Source organism: Pedobacter sp. PF22-3 (assembly GCF_026239555.1).
In the GTDB taxonomy this organism is placed as follows: Bacteria; Bacteroidota; Bacteroidia; order Sphingobacteriales; family Sphingobacteriaceae; genus Pedobacter.
The window spans coordinates 111,176-129,812 of sequence record NZ_JAPIVP010000012.1; the positions used below are offsets into that span (position 1 = coordinate 111,176).

Annotated in this window: 21 protein-coding genes; 15 read left to right on the plus strand and 6 right to left on the minus strand. The window is 38.0% G+C overall.

What is annotated here, in order from left to right; all coding sequences use genetic code 11:
• Positions 1-68 precede the first annotated feature (68 nt).
• From bcp to OQX63_RS16020, 10 genes are all read left to right on the plus strand, one after another.
• Positions 69-533: a thioredoxin-dependent thiol peroxidase gene (gene bcp / locus OQX63_RS15975; protein ID WP_265851824.1), complete on the plus strand. Its 465-nt coding sequence runs from the start codon at positions 69-71 to the stop codon at positions 531-533.
• Between the two features lie 54 nt (positions 534-587).
• On the plus strand, positions 588-1,433 hold the full coding sequence (locus OQX63_RS15980) for a transketolase (protein ID WP_265851825.1): 846 nt from the start codon (positions 588-590) through the stop codon (positions 1,431-1,433).
• 182 nt (positions 1,434-1,615) lie between these two features.
• Complete coding sequence (locus OQX63_RS15985) at positions 1,616-2,572, plus strand: transketolase family protein (protein ID WP_265851826.1); 957 nt, start codon at positions 1,616-1,618, stop codon at positions 2,570-2,572.
• Between the two features lie 78 nt (positions 2,573-2,650).
• Positions 2,651-3,211: an RNA polymerase sigma factor gene (locus tag OQX63_RS15990; protein WP_265851827.1), complete on the plus strand. Its 561-nt coding sequence runs from the start codon at positions 2,651-2,653 to the stop codon at positions 3,209-3,211.
• Between the two features lie 33 nt (positions 3,212-3,244).
• Entirely contained in the window at positions 3,245-3,904 is a 660-nt protein-coding gene (locus tag OQX63_RS15995; protein WP_265851828.1) for a hypothetical protein, read from the plus strand.
• A 7-nt stretch (positions 3,905-3,911) separates the two neighbouring features.
• Entirely contained in the window at positions 3,912-4,352 is a 441-nt protein-coding gene (locus OQX63_RS16000; protein ID WP_265851829.1) for a hypothetical protein, read from the plus strand.
• A gap of 70 nt (positions 4,353-4,422) precedes the next feature.
• The gene (locus OQX63_RS16005; protein ID WP_265851830.1) at positions 4,423-5,613 is read left to right on the plus strand and encodes an aspartate aminotransferase family protein; all 1,191 of its coding nucleotides are present in this window, start codon (positions 4,423-4,425) and stop codon (positions 5,611-5,613) included.
• 56 nt (positions 5,614-5,669) lie between these two features.
• The gene (locus OQX63_RS16010) at positions 5,670-6,347 is read left to right on the plus strand and encodes a response regulator transcription factor (RefSeq protein WP_265851831.1); all 678 of its coding nucleotides are present in this window, start codon (positions 5,670-5,672) and stop codon (positions 6,345-6,347) included.
• An 88-nt stretch (positions 6,348-6,435) separates the two neighbouring features.
• Entirely contained in the window at positions 6,436-7,752 is a 1,317-nt protein-coding gene (locus OQX63_RS16015) for a sensor histidine kinase (protein ID WP_265851832.1), read from the plus strand.
• 191 nt (positions 7,753-7,943) lie between these two features.
• On the plus strand, positions 7,944-8,417 hold the full coding sequence (locus OQX63_RS16020; RefSeq protein ID WP_265851833.1) for a hypothetical protein: 474 nt from the start codon (positions 7,944-7,946) through the stop codon (positions 8,415-8,417).
• 138 nt (positions 8,418-8,555) lie between these two features.
• Here OQX63_RS16020 and OQX63_RS16025 read toward each other — a convergent pair whose 3' ends face one another.
• From OQX63_RS16025 to panB, 3 genes are all read right to left on the minus strand, one after another.
• On the minus strand, positions 8,556-8,984 hold the full coding sequence (locus tag OQX63_RS16025; protein WP_265851834.1) for a hypothetical protein: 429 nt from the start codon (positions 8,982-8,984) through the stop codon (positions 8,556-8,558).
• A gap of 323 nt (positions 8,985-9,307) precedes the next feature.
• On the minus strand, positions 9,308-9,994 hold the full coding sequence (locus OQX63_RS16030; protein ID WP_090501775.1) for an RluA family pseudouridine synthase: 687 nt from the start codon (positions 9,992-9,994) through the stop codon (positions 9,308-9,310).
• Positions 9,995-10,152: 158 nt separating this feature from the next.
• The gene (gene panB / locus OQX63_RS16035) at positions 10,153-10,968 is read right to left on the minus strand and encodes a 3-methyl-2-oxobutanoate hydroxymethyltransferase (protein ID WP_090501772.1); all 816 of its coding nucleotides are present in this window, start codon (positions 10,966-10,968) and stop codon (positions 10,153-10,155) included.
• 278 nt (positions 10,969-11,246) lie between these two features.
• Here panB and carA point away from each other — a divergent pair, with 278 nt between their 5' ends.
• The 5 genes from carA to OQX63_RS16060 all read left to right on the plus strand — a co-directional run bounded on the left by carA (position 11,247) and on the right by OQX63_RS16060 (position 16,347).
• On the plus strand, positions 11,247-12,359 hold the full coding sequence (gene carA / locus OQX63_RS16040) for a glutamine-hydrolyzing carbamoyl-phosphate synthase small subunit (RefSeq protein WP_265851835.1): 1,113 nt from the start codon (positions 11,247-11,249) through the stop codon (positions 12,357-12,359).
• A 213-nt stretch (positions 12,360-12,572) separates the two neighbouring features.
• Positions 12,573-13,337 (plus strand): ABC transporter ATP-binding protein, encoded by a 765-nt coding sequence (locus tag OQX63_RS16045; RefSeq protein ID WP_265851836.1) that lies wholly within the window; start codon positions 12,573-12,575, stop codon positions 13,335-13,337.
• 76 nt (positions 13,338-13,413) lie between these two features.
• Positions 13,414-14,535 carry an ABC transporter permease gene (locus tag OQX63_RS16050; RefSeq protein ID WP_265851837.1) on the plus strand — a complete coding sequence of 374 codons (1,122 nt, stop codon included), beginning with the start codon at positions 13,414-13,416 and terminating at the stop codon, positions 14,533-14,535.
• Between the two features lie 116 nt (positions 14,536-14,651).
• Positions 14,652-15,608 (plus strand): Fic family protein, encoded by a 957-nt coding sequence (locus tag OQX63_RS16055; RefSeq protein WP_265851838.1) that lies wholly within the window; start codon positions 14,652-14,654, stop codon positions 15,606-15,608.
• 55 nt (positions 15,609-15,663) lie between these two features.
• Positions 15,664-16,347 carry an XAC2610-related protein gene (locus OQX63_RS16060; RefSeq protein WP_265851839.1) on the plus strand — a complete coding sequence of 228 codons (684 nt, stop codon included), beginning with the start codon at positions 15,664-15,666 and terminating at the stop codon, positions 16,345-16,347.
• Positions 16,348-16,550: 203 nt separating this feature from the next.
• Here OQX63_RS16060 and OQX63_RS16065 read toward each other — a convergent pair whose 3' ends face one another.
• Genes OQX63_RS16065 through pheS form a run of 3 tightly spaced genes read right to left on the minus strand, consistent with a single transcriptional unit; the run spans position 16,551 to position 18,578 of the window.
• Positions 16,551-17,126 (minus strand): TetR/AcrR family transcriptional regulator, encoded by a 576-nt coding sequence (locus OQX63_RS16065; protein ID WP_090501759.1) that lies wholly within the window; start codon positions 17,124-17,126, stop codon positions 16,551-16,553.
• A gap of 1 nt (position 17,127) precedes the next feature.
• Complete coding sequence (locus OQX63_RS16070) at positions 17,128-17,538, minus strand: hypothetical protein (protein WP_265851840.1); 411 nt, start codon at positions 17,536-17,538, stop codon at positions 17,128-17,130.
• Positions 17,538-18,578, minus strand: a complete 1,041-nt coding sequence (gene pheS, locus OQX63_RS16075) for a phenylalanine--tRNA ligase subunit alpha (RefSeq protein WP_265851841.1) — start codon at positions 18,576-18,578, stop codon at positions 17,538-17,540. Before pheS ends, OQX63_RS16070 begins: the two co-directional genes overlap by 1 nt.
• Positions 18,579-18,637: the final 59 nt, after the last annotated feature.

The window sequence follows — 18,637 nt, forward strand, 5'->3', positions numbered from 1 at the left end:
ATTTAAACTGTTTACTTTGCAGCATTAATTAATAGATCCAAGGACATAAAAATTCAATCATTTTATATATGGCAGAATTAAAAGAAGGTGATCAGGCACCTGCAATTACATCAAAAGATCAAAATGGAAACGAGGTTTCGTTAAGTGATTATAAAGGCAAAACAGTTGTACTTTATTTTTACCCAAAAGACGATACCCCGGGCTGCACCGCGGAAGCCTGTGATTTCAGAGACAACTATCAGGGTTTACAAGCCAAAGGTATTGTCGTTTTAGGCGTTAGCGTAGATGATGAAAAATCGCACCAAAAATTTGTAACCAAACATAACTTACCATTTACCCTACTGGCTGATACGGACCAGAAAATCGTAAATGATTATGGCGTTTGGGCAGAAAAAAATATGTACGGTAAAAAATATATGGGCACGGTTCGCACCACCTTTATCATTGATGGCGATGGAAAAATTATCCATATCATCAAAAAAGTTGACACCAAAAATTCAACACAACAAGTACTCAATTTAATCAATAACTAATTATGATATAGCAGGTAAAATATTAACTTTGCTATACAACAACCTCTTATTTTAATGAAACATACAATTAAAGAGCTAGAAGATATTGCCTCTCAAATCCGTAGAGATATCGTAAGAATGGTTCACGGATGTCAATCTGGTCACCCTGGCGCTTCGCTTGGATGCGCAGATTTTTTTACTGCACTATACTTTGAAGTGCTGAACCACAAAACAGACTTCACGATGGAAGGTGCAGGCGAAGATTTATTTTTCCTTTCGAACGGTCATATTTCTCCGGTTTGGTACAGTACTTTGGCTCATGCCGGTTATTTCGACAAAAGCGAACTGGCAACTTTCCGTAAACTGGATTCAAGATTGCAGGGGCACCCTACAACACACGAACATTTACCAGGCATCCGTATTGCTTCAGGCTCATTAGGTCAAGGTTTATCAGTGGCTATTGGTGCTGCATTGGCTAAAAAGTTAAATGGCGATAAATCTTATATTTTTGCGCTTTTAGGTGACGGAGAATTACAGGAAGGACAAAACTGGGAAGCAGCTATGTTTGCCCCATTTAATAAAGTTGACCATTTAATTGCATCAGTTGATTATAACGGACAGCAGATTGATGGTCCGACCAGTAAAGTGCTTGCTCTAGATGATTTACAAGCTAAATTTGAAGCTTTCGGATGGCACGTAATCAATACTGATGGTAATGACATGCAAGCCATAGTTGAAGGTTTACATTATGCTAAAACCTTAACCGGAAAAGGTAAACCGATCTTAAATTTAATGAGCACACAAATGGGTGCTGGTGTAGATTACATGACGGGTTCACACAAATGGCACGGCACGGCACCAAATGATGAGCAATTAGCCGCTGCATTAGCGCAATTACCAGAAACTTTAGGGGACTATTAATGTAGATTTTGAGACATTAGATATGAGACTTGAGGCATTTCGTCGCTAATCTCACATCTAAAATCTCCTAAGGAATATAAAACCCAGATTATAAATTGATTTTGAGGCAATAGATATGAGATTTGAGACGAGTGGTCGCCTGATCTCACATCTAAAATCTCATATCTCATATCTAAAACAAAATGAAAAAATATACATATACAGAAAAAAAAGATACACGTTCGGGTTTTGGAGCTGGCTTACATGAGGCTGGAAAGAAAAACGAGAATGTGGTTGCCTTATGTGCCGATTTAGTTGGATCGCTTAAAATGGATGCTTTTATTAAAGATTTTCCGGAGCGTTTTACTCAGGTTGGTATTGCAGAAGCGAACATGATCGGTATTGCAGCAGGTATGACAATTGGCGGTAAAATTCCTTTTACAGGTACTTTTGCCAACTTCTCTACTGGCCGTGTTTACGATCAGATCCGTCAATCGGTAGCTTATTCTAATAAAAACGTTAAAATCTGTGCATCTCACGCCGGATTAACATTAGGCGAAGATGGTGCGACACACCAGATCTTAGAAGATATCGGTTTAATGAAAATGTTGCCAGGAATGGTGGTGATCAATCCTTGCGATTATAACCAGACTAAAGCCGCAACGATGGCCATTGCCGAGTACGAAGGTCCGGTTTATTTACGTTTTGGCCGTCCGGTAATCCCAGTGTTTACAGATCCGGATCAAAAATTTGAGATTGGTAAAGCCTGGATGGTGAATGAAGGAACCGATGTGACCATTATTGCTACAGGACACATGGTTTGGAAAGCGATTGAGGCTGGTGAGAAATTAGCCGAACTGGGTATAGATGCCGAGATTATTAACATCCATACCATTAAACCTTTGGATGATGAAGCCATCTTAACATCTGTTAAGAAAACCGGATGCGTAGTTACTTGTGAAGAGCATAACAAATTTGGTGGATTGGGCGAGAGCGTGGCACGTTTATTAACAACTGAATTGCCAACTCCACAAGAGTTTGTAGCCACTAACGATACTTTTGGCGAAAGCGGAACACCAGATCAATTAATGTCTAAATATGGTTTAGATGCCGTAAACATTGTTGAAGCTGTTCAAAAAGTAATTGGCAGAAAAAAATAGATTTGAGACATAAGATATGAGGTTTGAAACATCAAATCTCATATCTCAATACTCACATCTCAAATCTTATACAATAGAATGAAACAAGTTGAAGATTCAGAAATTCTTGCCATGTTTGCTGTTGAGCATACGCGCAATGAAGCCTTTAACCTGTTACTAAAAAAATACCAGCAAAAAATATACTGGCATATCCGCAGGCTGGTTTTAAATCATGATGACTGCGATGATCTTTTGCAGGAAGTATTTGTTAAGGTCTGGAAAAATCTCGATAAATTTAGAAGTGATTCCCAGCTTTACACCTGGATTTACCGTATCGCAACCAACGAAGCGATCACTTTCTTAAATAAACAAAAGCAGCGTAACAATACACCTTTAGACGAGGTATCATCCGAACTCGCCGATAATCTGGTGGCATCATCCTATTTTAATGGCGATAAGCTTGAGCTTAAACTGCAAAAAGCAATCCTAACGTTACCGGAGAAACAACGGATTATCTTCAATATGAAATATTTTGATGATATGAAATATGAAGAGATTTCGGAGGTGTTGGGAACCTCAGTTGGTGCGTTAAAAGCATCCTTTCATATTGCCGCAAAAAAAATTGAAGCTTTTATTACAAATGATGAGGTTGACTATTAAACCTTTTCACTTTAATTGTATCATATATCTGTGATGAACGAAAATATAGAAAATAACGATTGGATGAACGAGGCTCCTGCACTTGCGGCTCTGGAGAAACGTAATCCTTTCTCCGTTCCTGATGGATATTTCGAAAATAGTGATGAGGCCATTTTTTCTGCTGTATTCCTTGATGGATTGAAACAGAAAACAAGTAACAATAATTTTGAGGTTCCGCAGCATTATTTTGAAAATTTAGCGGAACGCATACAAACCCGCATTACCCTATCTGAAATTCCTAAAGCAGAAAAGGCTTTTACAGTACCCGAAAATTACTTCGACACATTACAAAGTAGAATTACGCAAAGAATTGCGGTTTTGGAACCTAAAAGGGAGGCTAAAATTATTCCTTTGTGGAGAAGAAACATCGTTAAATACGTAAGTGCAGCTTGCTTTTTGTTAATGGCCTCATTTGGCATTTATTTTTACCAAAACGGATCGGTTTCTGTTGGTCAGCCATCACCATCTGCGGAGGCCATAGTAAACGAACAATTATTGTATGATATTGACGAAAATACCATCATAGATCATTTAGAAACACAAAACACGACCTCATCTAATATAAAAACAACTTCCGCGTCAGATACGGAAATGGAAAATTACATTTTGAGCAATTTCTCTTCAAGTGATTTGGCTCAGGAGCTAAATAATTAATATAAAAATGAAGAATTTACTTTTTGTTGCTTTGATGTTTTTATTACCCTCTACCCTATTGGCACAAAGACCAAGGGGAGAAGAAATAGAATCGCTTAAAATAGCCTTTTTCACTCAAAAACTAGATTTATCGCCAGAAGAGGCTAAGATTTTCTGGCCAATTTATAACGACATGCAGGCAGAACAAAATGCACTGCGTAATGAACGCAGGCAGAAGATGATCTCTTTCAGAAAAACGACTGAAATCGATAATCTAAGTGATGCACAGGTGCAAAGTTTAATTACCAGCGAATTTGAGTTCAAGCAAAAAGATCTTAATCTTGATAAAAAATATTACAACAAGCTTAAATCTTCTCTGCCCATAAAAGTTGTAGGTAAATTTTATCGGGCGCAAGAGGGTTTCAAACGAGAGCTACTCAATAGGTTTAAAGGCGGTCAAAAACCATAACAAAAAAGACTTACAGCAATGTAAGTCTTTTTTGTTTTAAAGCACTCTTTCATTTCCGTACTTTTGTGCTATGCTTACCCAACGTCAGTTGTTTTTACAACACAATGCACAAACCTCCCCTGAACCACTTATGCTCGAATTTGTAAGGGCAAAAGGAATCTACATTTACGATGCACAGGATAAAAAACACATTGATCTTATTGCCGGTATCGGTGTAAGCAATGTTGGCCATTGCCATCCTGCAGTAGTGAAAGCCATTCAAGATCAGGCAGAAACCTATATGCACTTGATGGTTTATGGCGAATATGTTCAAACACCACAGGTGAATTTTGCCAAGGCCCTCGCAGAAATTTTACCCGAAAGCTTAAGTTGTACCTACTTTTTAAACTCTGGAACGGAAGCTGTAGAAGGCGCCATGAAACTGGCCAAACGGTATACTGGCCGTAAAGGATTTATAGCCTGCAAAAATGCTTATCATGGCAGCACACAGGGTGCAGAAAGTTTAATGGAAAGTGATTTTTATTCTGTTGGTTATGGCCCTTTCTTGCCCCATGTGAGTTTTATTGAGCATAACAACCTGGCTGATCTGCAAAAAATCAATTCAGACATTGCTGCTGTTTTTATTGAGCCTATACAAGGTGAAGCTGGAATTAGGGTTGCCGATTTAAGTTATATGCAGGCTTTAAGAGCGAAATGTAACGAAACCGGAACTTTATTAATTTTCGACGAAATACAATCGGGTTTTGGCCGCAGTGGTAAAATGTTTGCTTTTGAACATTACGAGGTTGTACCTGATGTATTGCTTTTGGCAAAGGGAATTGGTGGCGGAATGCCAATAGGTGCTTTTATTAGTTCTCTAGAAATCATGTCAGTATTGTCGCATACGCCAATCTTAGGCCACATGACTACTTTTGGAGGTCACCCGGTTTGCTGCGCAGCCGGATTGGCGACTTTACGCACCCTGGTTGATGATCATATTGTTGAAGAAGTAGAAGAAAAAGGCCAGTTGTTTAAACAGCTTTTAAAACATCCGGCAATTAAAGAAATCAGGGGCAAAGGGTTAATGCTTGCTGTTGAATTCGATAATTTCGAGAACAATAAAAAAATTATAGATGCCTGTATTTTAGATGGAGTATTGTCTGACTGGTTTTTACATTGCAGCAATTCTATGCGGATAGCCCCTCCGCTAATTATTACAAAAGAAGAAATTAAAGAAGCTTGTAAGACCATCTTAAAAAATATTAACTTAGTTGCAGGGTAAAAGCATAAGGCATAGCTTAAAATGCTGAAAGATAAAACTAATAACTGTTAGCTGAAATGAATGTATTAATTGTTGAAGATGAGAAAAGCCTGGCGCTTGAAATGGATGAATTCTTGAGTAAAGAAGGATTTATTGTAGAGCATGCATGGAAAAAATCTTCTGCTGAAGAAAAGATATTTGTAAATAATTACGATTTCATTTTACTAGACCTGGGCTTGCCTGATGGCGATGGTTTCGATGTTTTGAAGCAGCTGAAGGCCATGAAAGACCGTGATGATGCTGTAATCATTTTAACTGCACGTAGCGCTGTTGATGACCGGATTAAAGGTCTTGACGAGGGTGCAGATGATTATTTACCAAAGCCATTTTCGCTAAACGAACTTTTAGCGCGAATGCATGCGATTACGCGTAGAAAACATAAACTAGAGAAAAATGAGGTAAATGTTCACAATTTCTTACTCAATATCCAGAACAGAACTGTTTCTTTTGAAGATGAAAGATTAAACCTGACCAAAAAGGAGTTCGAGATATTTAACTACCTGGTACTGAATAAAAACCGCGTAGTATCAAGAATGAGTTTAACGGAGCACGTTTGGGGAGATATTTTAGAAGTGAATTCTGATTCAAACTTTGTGGACGTACATGTTAAAAACCTTCGAAAAAAACTCGCGGGAGTTACACCAATAGATTGGTTTGAAACCGTAAGAAGCATAGGTTATAGGATTAACTGCTAGTGCGTTTAGGGTTGGGCGTTTGGCGCTTAGCGTCAATTAACCGATTTAAACAATTAACCCAACGATAAATAAACCCTCATCTATCTAAATGAAGTTACAGGTTAAGTTTTCTTTATATAATGCAGTAACCAAAGTGGCCATCATACTGGTATTGGGCGCCATCATCCTGTTTTCATTAGATAGATTGGCTCATAACCAGCTGGATAACCGTTTGATTAAAAAGAAGAACAAAATCATCAAACATTTAGATGATAATGAGATCGATAGCCTTTTAAATAAAGAACAATCTTTTACCGACTATAATATTCTAAAAGAAGAATTTATTGTATTAACAGTCCTTCCCGACAATCAAAAAGATTCTACTGCAAAGGTATTTACTGAAAAAAGGGAGATTGAGGGTGATATTGAAGTATATCGCATTTTAAACTATAAATTCTCTTATCATAAAAATTGGTACAACCTGGAGATCGGAGAAACCATGACAACGCTTCAGTCTATTAAAAATTCGATCCGTTTTTATATGCTGATTGTACTCGTTGCTGCATTGTTCATTACCCTCGTGGCCGATTACACCTTCTCTAATTTTTTACTGAGACCATTTTACCGCATTATTGATAAAAAGATTAACCTGGTTGATGATCCCACTCATTATAATTACCAGAACATCCCCACCAGCACCAGTGATTTTAAAATTCTTGATAATAGCATAAACTCGTTAATGCGTAAGATAAATACGCTTTTCGCTTTAGAAAAGCAGTTTATTGCTAACGTTTCGCATGAGCTACTTACCCCTATTTCGATTTTAAGTACACGATTTGAAAATATGCTCAATACACCAGACATTCCTGTTGAGCATGAAAATAAGATCTATGCCTCATTAAAAACCCTAAACCGCTTAAAGTTGATTATAAATAGTTTGTTGCTCATTTCAAAAGTCGAAAACAATCAGTATCTAAAAACAGAAGAAATTAGCCTCAAACAGGAAATTGATGATATATACGAGGATCTGGAAGATCGGATAGCGGATAAAAACATTAGTTATAGCGCCCAGCTTTCAAAAGACTTTCATTTTATAGGAAACAAAGCACTGATACATACGCTTTTGATTAACATCATCAACAATGCAATTAAATATAATGTTGATCACGGAACTATTTCCATAACCGATAAAACCGAGAACGAAAAATATATCCTCACCATCAGCGATACCGGAGCGGGCATGAGCGCCGCATTGGTTGAAAATGCTTTCGATCGTTTTAAAAGAGGAAATTCTGAAGAAAATGGCTTTGGCTTGGGGCTAGCCATTGTGCAAAGTATTGCCCGATTTCATAAAATAGATGTTAACATCGAATCTGAAGAACACAAGGGAACCAATATTTCCTTATTTTTCGCAAATGAAAGTTAGGCTGACAGCAAGATCTGAGCCACTGTAAGCAAGATTTTTATCTTGAAATATCTGTAAACGAAATTCTGGAAATTCATTTATCCATATGAAAAGGCAGCCTATACTGGTGTGAAAATTGAAGTAGAATTATAATTTTTGGCAGGGGCTTTGCTTGCTATTAAGATCAATCTGATCATCAAAAAGATATTACAATGAAAAACATCATCCCAATTCTAGGAGCCATCACCTTATTTATGGCATCTTGCCAGGGTGGAACGGCAAAAAAGACACAGGCCAAAATAGACTCTACTATTGTAAGCAACGCACAAAGCACACCAGATTCTGTTCAATGTTACCAATATATTAAAAACCGCGATACAGCAACCTTAACCTTAAAAACAATTGATAATAAGTTAACAGGTACATTGGGCTATAATTTATATGAAAAAGATAAAAATGCAGGCACCATAGCCGGGATTATTAAAGGCGACACACTAATCGCCAACTACACTTTTCAATCTGAAGGCAAAACGTCAGTAAGAGAAGTAGCATTTATGAAAAAGGGCAATCAGCTTGTAGAAGGATTTGGTGATGTACAGGAAGTAAATGGAGAAAGCAAGTTTAAAAACCTGAGCCAACTAAAGTTTGATGGATCAATGACTTTTGAAAAAATTGAGTGTAAATAATACTTCTTCATTTCATACCAGAATTCGTCATTTCCGTAGTGGAGAAATCTTTCACATAGTTTAAAGATTTCTCCATTTCGCTGCGCTTCATCCGATAGCTATCGGATCGAAATCACGACCTTTCTTAGCACATATTCACTATTTACCTACAGCATCCTTAGCTGCAGCACTCCACTCTTTAGTTAATTTAAGTACATAATCAGAATACTTTTGAATTTCATCAGGTTTTAGCTTGGAAGCCCATCCTGTTGCCTGGTTTGCCCAGGTAGTATATTTATCGCTGATGGCCTTAATTTCCTTAGCATTTTTACTTTTTACAGCTGCAACGTATTCGTCTTTTAATTTGCTGTACTCGGCAAGGCCTTTATTTACTTCTTCATTTGAGAAAGTCGGAACTTCTGTTTTAATGGTTTCAGTGGTGGTCGTGGTAACTTTGGTAACGGTATCACTGTTTACGGCAATTTTGCTGGAATCTTTGGTTGTTTCCGTTTTTTTGGTACTATCGCAAGAAACTAGTGTAGAGGCCAACAGGCCTGTTAAAGCGATTGATAAGAAGATTTTTTTCATGATGGATTTAGTTTTTAACCGATAGAAGACTAAATATTGTGCCAAATCCTTAATACTCAATTAATATTAATAGCATTCTTCTGTAAACCTGAATTCGATTAATAACCTATCTTCCAAGATGCACTATGGAGATTTTTAAATAAGAGCCGTCACCCTGAATTCATTTCAGGGTCTACTTTGCAAGAAACATGCTGACCACGAAGTAGCTATTAGGCCTTTAAAACAATGAAAATTACTAATAAAATAAATTCAGCATGGCGACCATACATCGCTAAGCGACTAAAAAAATAATGATTATGAAAAAATAATTAATCGAATTGAGGTTATAAATCCTCAAACCTTTCCCAAAAACCATCAACGGGTAATTTGGCGAATATATTTACAGGTTCCTTTTTTACGGGGTGCATAAACTGTAAACGACGGGCATGCAGGCAAATACTTCCCTTTCTGCTTCCCCGGGGATAACCGTATTTGTTATCGCCCATAATCGGACAGCCCATTGAGGATAACTGCACCCTGATCTGGTGCGAACGCCCCGTTAAAGGATCTACCTCCAACAGGTAATAATCGCCAACTTTGGCTTTTACTTTATAAGAAAGCTCGGCCCGCTGGCTACCAGTAACTTCTGTGTTATAATAAGATACCACATTCTTCTGTGGATTCTTAACCAACCAGTGGATCAAAGTAGCCGATTCCTTTTCGGGTTTATTCTTTACCACTGCCCAATAGGTTTTCTTTACTTCACGGTTTTTAAATACAGCATTCATTCGTTCTAAAGCCTTACTGGTTTTAGCAAACAAAATTACACCACTCACCGGGCGATCTAAACGGTGTACTACCCCTAAAAAAGCTCCATTTGGTTTATTGTATTTTTTAGCGATGTACTTTTTCACCTGTTCATCCAATGGCTCATCGCCGGTTTCATCAACCTGCACAATATCACCTGCTCTTTTATTAATAGCGATTAAATGATTATCTTCAAAAAGAATGTCGTTATCAGTAATGGGCATCAGTTAGTTCATTGGTTCATCCGTCATTAGTTCATTTGTAATGCAAATCGTGTAATGCGAAAGTTTATTTGTTAATCGGTTAGCTATTTAATTGTTTAAAGTTGGATAATTTATTTGCGCTTAAAATAACTCCAAACTCGAAGCGCCCAACTCCAAACTTAATATTGTTCTTTCTCGTTCGGGAAGTCGTTTCCTTTCACATCACGGATATAAGATTGCGCAGCACCCAAAATTTCGTCGTACAGGTTGATATACTGGCGTAAAAAGCGTGGTTTAAATCCTTTGGTTAAACCAATCATATCATTTACCACCAAAACCTGCCCATCACAGTCTGGACCCGCACCTATGCCAATAGTGGGGATATGCAGGCTTTCTGTAACTTCTTTACCCAGGGCAGCAGGAATTTTTTCCAATACAATGGCAAAACAACCCGCAGCCTGTAAAGCCAGAACATCTGTTTTTAACTTATTTGCTTCTTCTTCTTCCTTTGCACGAACGGTATAGGTTCCAAATTTATAAATCGACTGTGGGGTTAAACCCAGGTGTCCCATTACCGGGATTCCTGCCGTAATAATCCGCTGAACAGATTCAATAATTTCTTCGCCACCCTCTAATTTAACACCGTGGGCTCCTGACTCTTTCATAATCCTTATCGCTGAGTTCAAAGCTTCTTTCGAGTTTCCCTGATAAGAGCCGAAAGGTAAATCAACTACAACAAAGGCACGTTTAACGGCCCTGATTACAGATGCAGCATGATAAATCATCTGATCAAGGGTTATAGGCAAAGTTGTCTCATGACCAGCCATTACATTCGAAGCAGAATCACCAACCAATAAAACGTCTAATCCCGCATCATCTAGAATGGTTGCCATCGAATAATCGTAGGCAGTTAACATCGATATTTTTTCACCACGTTGTTTCATTTCCTGTAAAATGTGCGTAGTAATGCGTTTGATTTCTTTATGTACCGACATGGGTTTTGTTTTGTGTTGTCAAAAGTATTGTTTTTTCTTTAAAAAGGCATAAGGTAAAAGGTTTAAGGTTTAGGGCCAATCAACCTTATACCATATACCCTCAACCTCCAACCTTATTTCACTTTTCTCTTTACATTACAAATCTTAAACGCTATCTTTGTACCCCGAAATGGAAGGGATATATTCATCTTTTTTTGCACCCTGCAAATACGGCTTTAATGCCGAAAGCCATTGTTTTTTCAACTCTTTTTTAAATCAAAATCCATATTGTAATTACCATGACTAACTACACCAAGTTACCTGCGATTTTATTACTGGCCGACGGCACGGTTTTTTACGGCAAAGCGGCCGGAAAAATTGGCACTACTACCGGCGAAATTTGTTTTAATACCGGGATGACAGGTTACCAGGAAATTTTCACAGATCCAAGTTATTTTGGACAGATAATGGTTACCACGAATGCACATATTGGTAATTATGGTATCCACAAAGATGAGATCGAATCGGGCTCGATCAAAATTGCTGGTTTAGTCTGCAAAAATTATAATATCGTTTATAGCCGTAAAGAAGCAACAGAATCTATTCAGGATTATTTCCAGAATGATAACCTGGTTGCTATTTCAGATATTGATACACGTGCTTTGGTTCGCCATATCAGAGATAAAGGTGCTATGAACGCAATTATTTCTTCTGAAATTACCGACCTGGATGAATTAAAACAAAAGTTGGCCGAAGTACCATCAATGGAAGGTTTAGAACTTTCTTCTAAAGTAAGTACAAGCGAACCATATTTTTACGGTAACCCTGAGGCAAGCTTAAAAGTGGCTGCCCTTGACTTGGGTATCAAGAAAAACATTTTGCGTAGCTTTGAAAACCGCGATATCTACGTTCAGGTTTTCCCCGCTAAAACCACTTTCGCCGAAATGGAAAAATTTAGCCCTGATGGTTACTTTATTTCAAATGGCCCTGGCGATCCGTCGGTAATGCCTTATGCGGTAGAAACGATCAAAGATATATTAGCAGAAGATAAGCCTTTGTTCGGCATCTGCTTAGGTCACCAGTTATTGGCCGAAGCTAACGGTATCGGTACCATGAAAATGTTTAATGGTCACCGTGGATTAAACCACCCTGTTAAAAACATTATCAAAAACCACTGCGAAGTTACTTCACAGAACCATGGCTTTGGCGTAGTTCCAGATGAGGTTAGGAACTCTGATAAAGTAGAAATTACACACATTAATTTAAACGATAAATCAATTGAGGGAATCCGTGTAAAAGGTAAAAAAGCTTTCTCGGTTCAATATCACCCGGAATCTTCTCCAGGTCCACACGATTCACGCTACTTATTCGATGATTTCGTTGAAGTAATGAAAGGTGAACTGGTTTGGTAAGTTTGAGATAGAAAGACTAAAGCTTAAAGACCAAAGGTTAAAGGCCAAAATACAATAATAAGATCTGCGGATTTGCGGCAAAAATAAGCTGCCGATCCGCAGATTTCTTTTATAACCTATTTTCGCCTGCTTAAAACATCATTTTACCGACATTTTCAGCTATGTATTCAAAAATTCATTCTCTATTCATTTAAAGCTCCTTACATTCGCAACATGGAAACAAAAAAAGCCATTATCAGTGTTAAAGATCTGGTAAAAAAATATGATGATTTCGTGGCCGTTCAAGGGCTTAATTTTGAAGTATACGAGCATGAGATTTTTGGTCTACTTGGCCCTAATGGTGCTGGAAAGACCACTACCCTCGAAATTATCGAAACGTTGAGAGACAAAACATCAGGCGAAATTATTGTTGATGGTTTTTCTGTTGACAAACACCCACAGGATATTAAACAGATTATTGGCGTGCAACTACAGGCCGCTGGTTATTACCCCAATCTAAACCTGATCGAACTGATTGAACTTTTTGCCGGCTTATACGGTGCCAACATTAAACCCATGGAGATGCTGGAGAAAGTAAATCTTCAGGATAAGGCCAAAGCTAAATACAAAGCACTTTCAGGTGGGCAAAAACAACGTTTCTCTATAGCGACAACGCTCATCAACCAACCAAAGATTATTTTTTTAGATGAGCCTACAACGGGTTTAGATCCGCAGGCACGCAGAAATCTTTGGGATCTGATTACAGAAATCCGAGATGCAGGTACCACGGTTGTAATTACCACACACTACATGGACGAGGCTGAACAGCTTTGCGATCGCGTTGCTTTTGTAGAACGCGGACAAATTATCGCTTTGGATACGCCTGATAACTTAATAGACAAATTAGTAAACAGCGGTTTTGAGCGTAAGAAAGAAGTTAAAAAGGCCAATCTGGAAGATGTATTCATTAATCTTACAGGTCAGGAATGGCGTGAATAGCCACCTACTCCCGTTAAGAGGGAACTTAATATCGAAGTTTAATACATAGTTCAAAATAGAATCTAGCACAATCAATATGCAAAAAGATATACCAGGCCAAAATATAAGCGCTCCTTCAGGGGTTAGGAGCTACAGCAATACCAAAGCAACCCTAGCCCTTGCCAAAGCAAGTTTCCGGTCTATTATGCGGAGTCCTTCGGCAGTAGTTTTCACCCTTGCTTTCCCCTTGATATTCATACTCGTTTTTGGCTTTCTGGGTGGCGGTGGAACGCGTATTGATGTTGGGGTAACACCAGGTTCTGATGTAAATAACCCGGTAATGGGTATGCTCGAAAAAACAGGTATGATCCGTCTGGTAAAAAATAAATCAAAAGCCGAATTTGATAAATTACTTGAAAAGGGCAATGTTGATGCTATGATTGATGTACACAGAAAAGTAAATACTGCCGCCTATTCGGTTAATGTGGTTTATACTTCGGCATCGAGAGATAAAGGTGGGATTTTAAAATCAGTTTTAAACAATATCTTTTACGATAAAACCTTAAAACCAACCGTTGCAGAAATTAAAGAAAGCACCATTACAGGCCGCGAGTATAAAACGATTGATTTCATCCTTCCTGGCCAATTGGGTTTTTCGCTATTAAGCACCGGCGTTTTCGGAACAGCATTCGTTTTTCTAAGTCTGCGCCAAACCCTGGTAATCAAGCGTTTTTTCGCAACTCCGGTAAGGCGTTCGAGCATTGTAATAGGCGAAGGAATGGCCCGTATAGGATTTGCCTTAATTGGCGCTTTATTTATCATTTTAATTGGACATTTCTTTTTTGGCTTTACACTCGTGCATGGTGCAATCACGGTCGTCAACATGCTTATGCTGGCCACAATGGGCATTATCGTATTTATGGGCTTTGGCTTTATTATTTCTGGCATTGCCAAAAGCGAAAGTATGGTACCACCCATTTCGAACATTGTTACTTTACCACAGTTTTTATTATCGGGAACATTCTTTTCTATCGAAGCTTTCCCAGGTTGGTTACAACCAATTAGCCGGGCATTACCGCTTACCTATTTAAATGATGCTATGCGCAAGGTAGCTTTTGAAGGTTTAGGCCTTTGGGATGTTAAGTTTCAGATCATGATTCTATTACTCTGGGGTATTGGTATTTATGCAGTAGCGGTAAAAGTATTTAAGTGGGAATAAGTTAGCTCAAAGCATTTTAAAATGATAACATAAACGTTATCATTTTTTTTTGGAGAAAAACTTTAATATCGGATAGATTTATTTTTAATAACATCCGATATTTACTATCTTTGGGTATGTGGGATTTTGATTTAGGCGATTTAGAAGAGCTATTACCGCAAACAGAAAGGTTATACGAAAAAAAGGCCAGATTAGAAACTTCAAGGCCATTACCTAGTAGCGCCCTACACCGTATTAAAGAAGACCTCACGCTGGAGTGGACGTATAACTCAAACAGCATTGAAGGAAACACTTTAAGCCTGAAAGAAACCCAAATGGTTTTACAAGAAGGCATGACTGTTAAAGGCAAATCGCTAAGAGAACATTTCGAAGCCTACAACCACGAAAAAGCCATTGATTACCTGTACACCTTAGTGAATAAAAATTATACACTCAGAAGCATTGATATTTTATCGCTTCATGGCTTGGTGCTCAGAAGTATTGAAGATGATTATGCCGGCCGTTTAAGAAATGGTGGTGTACGCATTGTGGGTGCAAACTTTACACCACCCAATGCTAATAAGGTTTCTGATTTATTAGATCAGCTAATCAGGTTTATTAACGATAATCCACTGGGGTTAAATGATATGGTATTGTCTACTATTTTCCACCATAAACTCGTTTGGATCCATCCTTTTTTTGATGGGAACGGGCGTACGGTGAGGCTTGCCATGAATTTACTACTTATGCGAAATGGCTTCCCTCCTGCAATCATCCTTAAAAACGACAGAAAGAAATACTACGAAGCACTTAACCAAGCCAACAAGGGTAATTACCATAAACTTTGTTTATTAATGCTGCAGGCTCTAGAGCGCTCATTAAATATTTATATCAATGCATTGCCCGGAAACCATTATGGAGATTACGAACCCATATCAAATATCGTTTCAGAACCTGATGTTCCTTATGGCCAAGAGTATGTGAGTCTATTGGCCAGGCAAGGCAAAATAGATGCTTATAAAGAGGGCAGAGATTGGCTTACCACCAAAGCTGCAGTACAAAGTTATATCAAAACGAGGAAAAGAAAACGTTAACCTTTTTTAACTTTTTGGTAAATGATATTGGCGTAATTTTACCAAAAAATATTTAATGAAAAGCTTGTTCATCTTTTGTGGTATTTTGCTTCTTTTCAGTAATTCGCAAGCTCAATTTAAGTTTCTGGCAAACAACAGTTCTGACCAATACAAGGCCAAAATTTTTGTTGATAAATGTGAAGGAAATGCCTGTGGTGGCAAAGCTACAGTTATTGTTTACGACAAGGTTACAGGCAGGGAAATAGATACTTTTCATTCTGAAAACCTGGATTTCGGCTTAACAGAAACTCAAAATGCTAAACTTGGATGGCTGGAACTTGGCAAATACCAAACACCTCTAATTTTCGGCGATTTTAATTTCGACGGCCTGGAAGATCTTGCCATCAGAAACGGTAATAAAGGTGCTTATTCGAGTCCATCTTACGATATTTATTTGGCAGCAGCAGAAAACAAATTCCTACCGAACAGTGAACTTACTAAACTTGCCAGTGAAAACTTAGGGATGTTTGATGTAGATAAAAAATTAAAACAGGTATCAATCCACCAAAAGGACGGATGTTGTTTTGATAAAACCATCAACTACAAATTTGACGCTAAAAACGCACCCTACGAAGACTCATCGGTAATTGAAGATTCGAGCATTGCTGATATTGTTACTGTGATTACTCAAAAAATGGTTGACGGAAAAGTAAAAAGAACGGTGCAGAAATTTAAAATGAAAGATTATTATAATCAATAAGTGGAATTTTCAACCACAGATATATACAAATAAATACCGATTTCCAGGTGTCATCACCCTGAACCGAGCCTAATTCTAGTCGTAGCGTCTCGTTCCGACATTCTACTAATAAATATGTTTACGCTTTAGCGAAGTGTCAAACCAAATTTAAACTCGATAGATCTCTCCACTCCGCTATGCTCCGGTCGAGATGACGACTTCTTTTATAGTGCGGCTTTTACCAAAAATGGCAGTATTTCTTTCTGGAAACTTACAAAGTTCTTACGCACATCAGAATCGCTAACTGAAGTAAATGCGAATGAAAACACAATACTTTTACTTGCTTTTAGCAAAAATGCCAATCCTTCTCTCCTTGCCGGATTATTTTTAAAGTTATCCAATTGCAGATAAGCGGCTAACAATAAAGCTTCCAGCTGATCTGATAAATGTTTCAAAAACTCTTGTGAGTTTGCATTTTCGCGCACAAAATCCCAGCCGATAAACTCATTACATGCCGTAAATGATAAGCGGCTTGTTTTCATTACCAAAGCTTTTAAGTGTTCTTCTTCTGAAGCGTAACTTACTTTATTGTTTAATATCTCATAAAGGTTCTGATCCAGGTAATCCATCAGAATACTATCCAAAACCTGCTCTTTACTCTCAAAATATTTGTAAATGGTTGCTTTGGCTATGCGGGCCTTTTTTGCAATTTCATTTACACTGGTTTTATGATAACCGTATTTTCTAAATAATTCTTTGGCAGCCTTTTTTACTGTTTCTTTTATTTTTTCAGCTTCCATTTTAATTGCTTACGTGTAATAATGTGTTGCCTTGCAAAGAAATATTATAGGCTTTTAGGCTTCTTTCGGCAGGTGCTTTTTGCGGACTCCCATCAAGCAGTGAAAATTTAGCGCCCGAACAAGGGTCGGTAGCCGTTACACCGCTATCATCAGGTGCTACCTTGCAAATCTTTTCCGGGTTTACAGTGCTGCATCGATCGAAGGCAACATATCCTCCAAGTGGTGTTTTTACAATGAGCAATCCGCCTACTCCATTGTTTGAAACAACTAAGACATTGTTTACCGCCTTTAAGCTAAACTCCGTTATCGTTACATTAAAGTTTACCGGTACATCAGGAATAAAACCCTGGTCTTTACCACAACCCGAAACGATCAGGAGTACAAACAATATACTATATAGATATTTCATCATTAAATTAAAGCAGATTTAAATTGCTTTAAGAAACGTACATCGTTCTCAGAGAACAAACGCAAATCTTTAATTACATATTTCAGATTGGCAATACGTTCTATCCCCATTCCGAATGCAAAACCGCTGTATTTTTTGGAATCTATATCACAGTTTTCCAAAACATTTGGATCTACCATACCACAGCCTAAAATTTCTACCCAACCGCTGTATTTACAAAGCTGGCAGCCGGCACCTTTACAAATGGTACAAGAAATATCCATCTCTGCAGATGGTTCGGTAAAAGGAAAATATGATGGACGGAAACGCACTTTTGTACCTTCTCCATATAATTCCTGCACGAAATAAAACAAAGTCTGTTTTAAATCTGCAAAAGACACATTTTCATCAACATACAAACCTTCCACCTGATGGAAAAAACAGTGTGCACGGGCAGAAATAGCTTCGTTACGGTAAACACGGCCTGGCATAATTGCCCTGAACGGTGGCTGGCCTTGCTCCATCATGCGCACCTGTACGGAAGAAGTATGCGTACGTAAAGCAATATCGCCTTTCTCTCCACCTTTTTTAATAAAGAAAGTATCCTGCATATCTCTGGCAGGATGCTCTTCAGGGAAGTTTAGGGCTGAGAAATTATGCCAATCGTCTTCAATTTCAGGGCCTTCTGCTACAGTAAAACCAAGTTTGGCAAAAATCTCTACAATTTCTCTACGCACCAAGGCTAAAGGATGGCGTGAACCAATTTCGAAACCTTCGCCTGGCAAAGTTAAATCCAATTGAGAATTTTCACTTTTGGTATCAGTGCTTTCTGTTGACTCCTTTAGCGTGAGGTATTTTGATTCTGCAAGTTGTTTAAATTCGTTTAAAACCTTTCCCAACGATCTTTTTTCTTCAACAGAAACAGATTTGAATTCGTCGAAAATCTCTTTTATGATGCCTTTACTTCCTAAATACTTAATGCGGAATTGCTCTAACTCGTCTGCTTTTTCAGTTACGAAAGCATTAATTTTCTCTGTATATTGTGTTATTTTGTCCTGTAACATGGCTTCAAATATACAGCAAATTATCCAATAATTTCAGGGCTAATGAGTTCAAATAATCT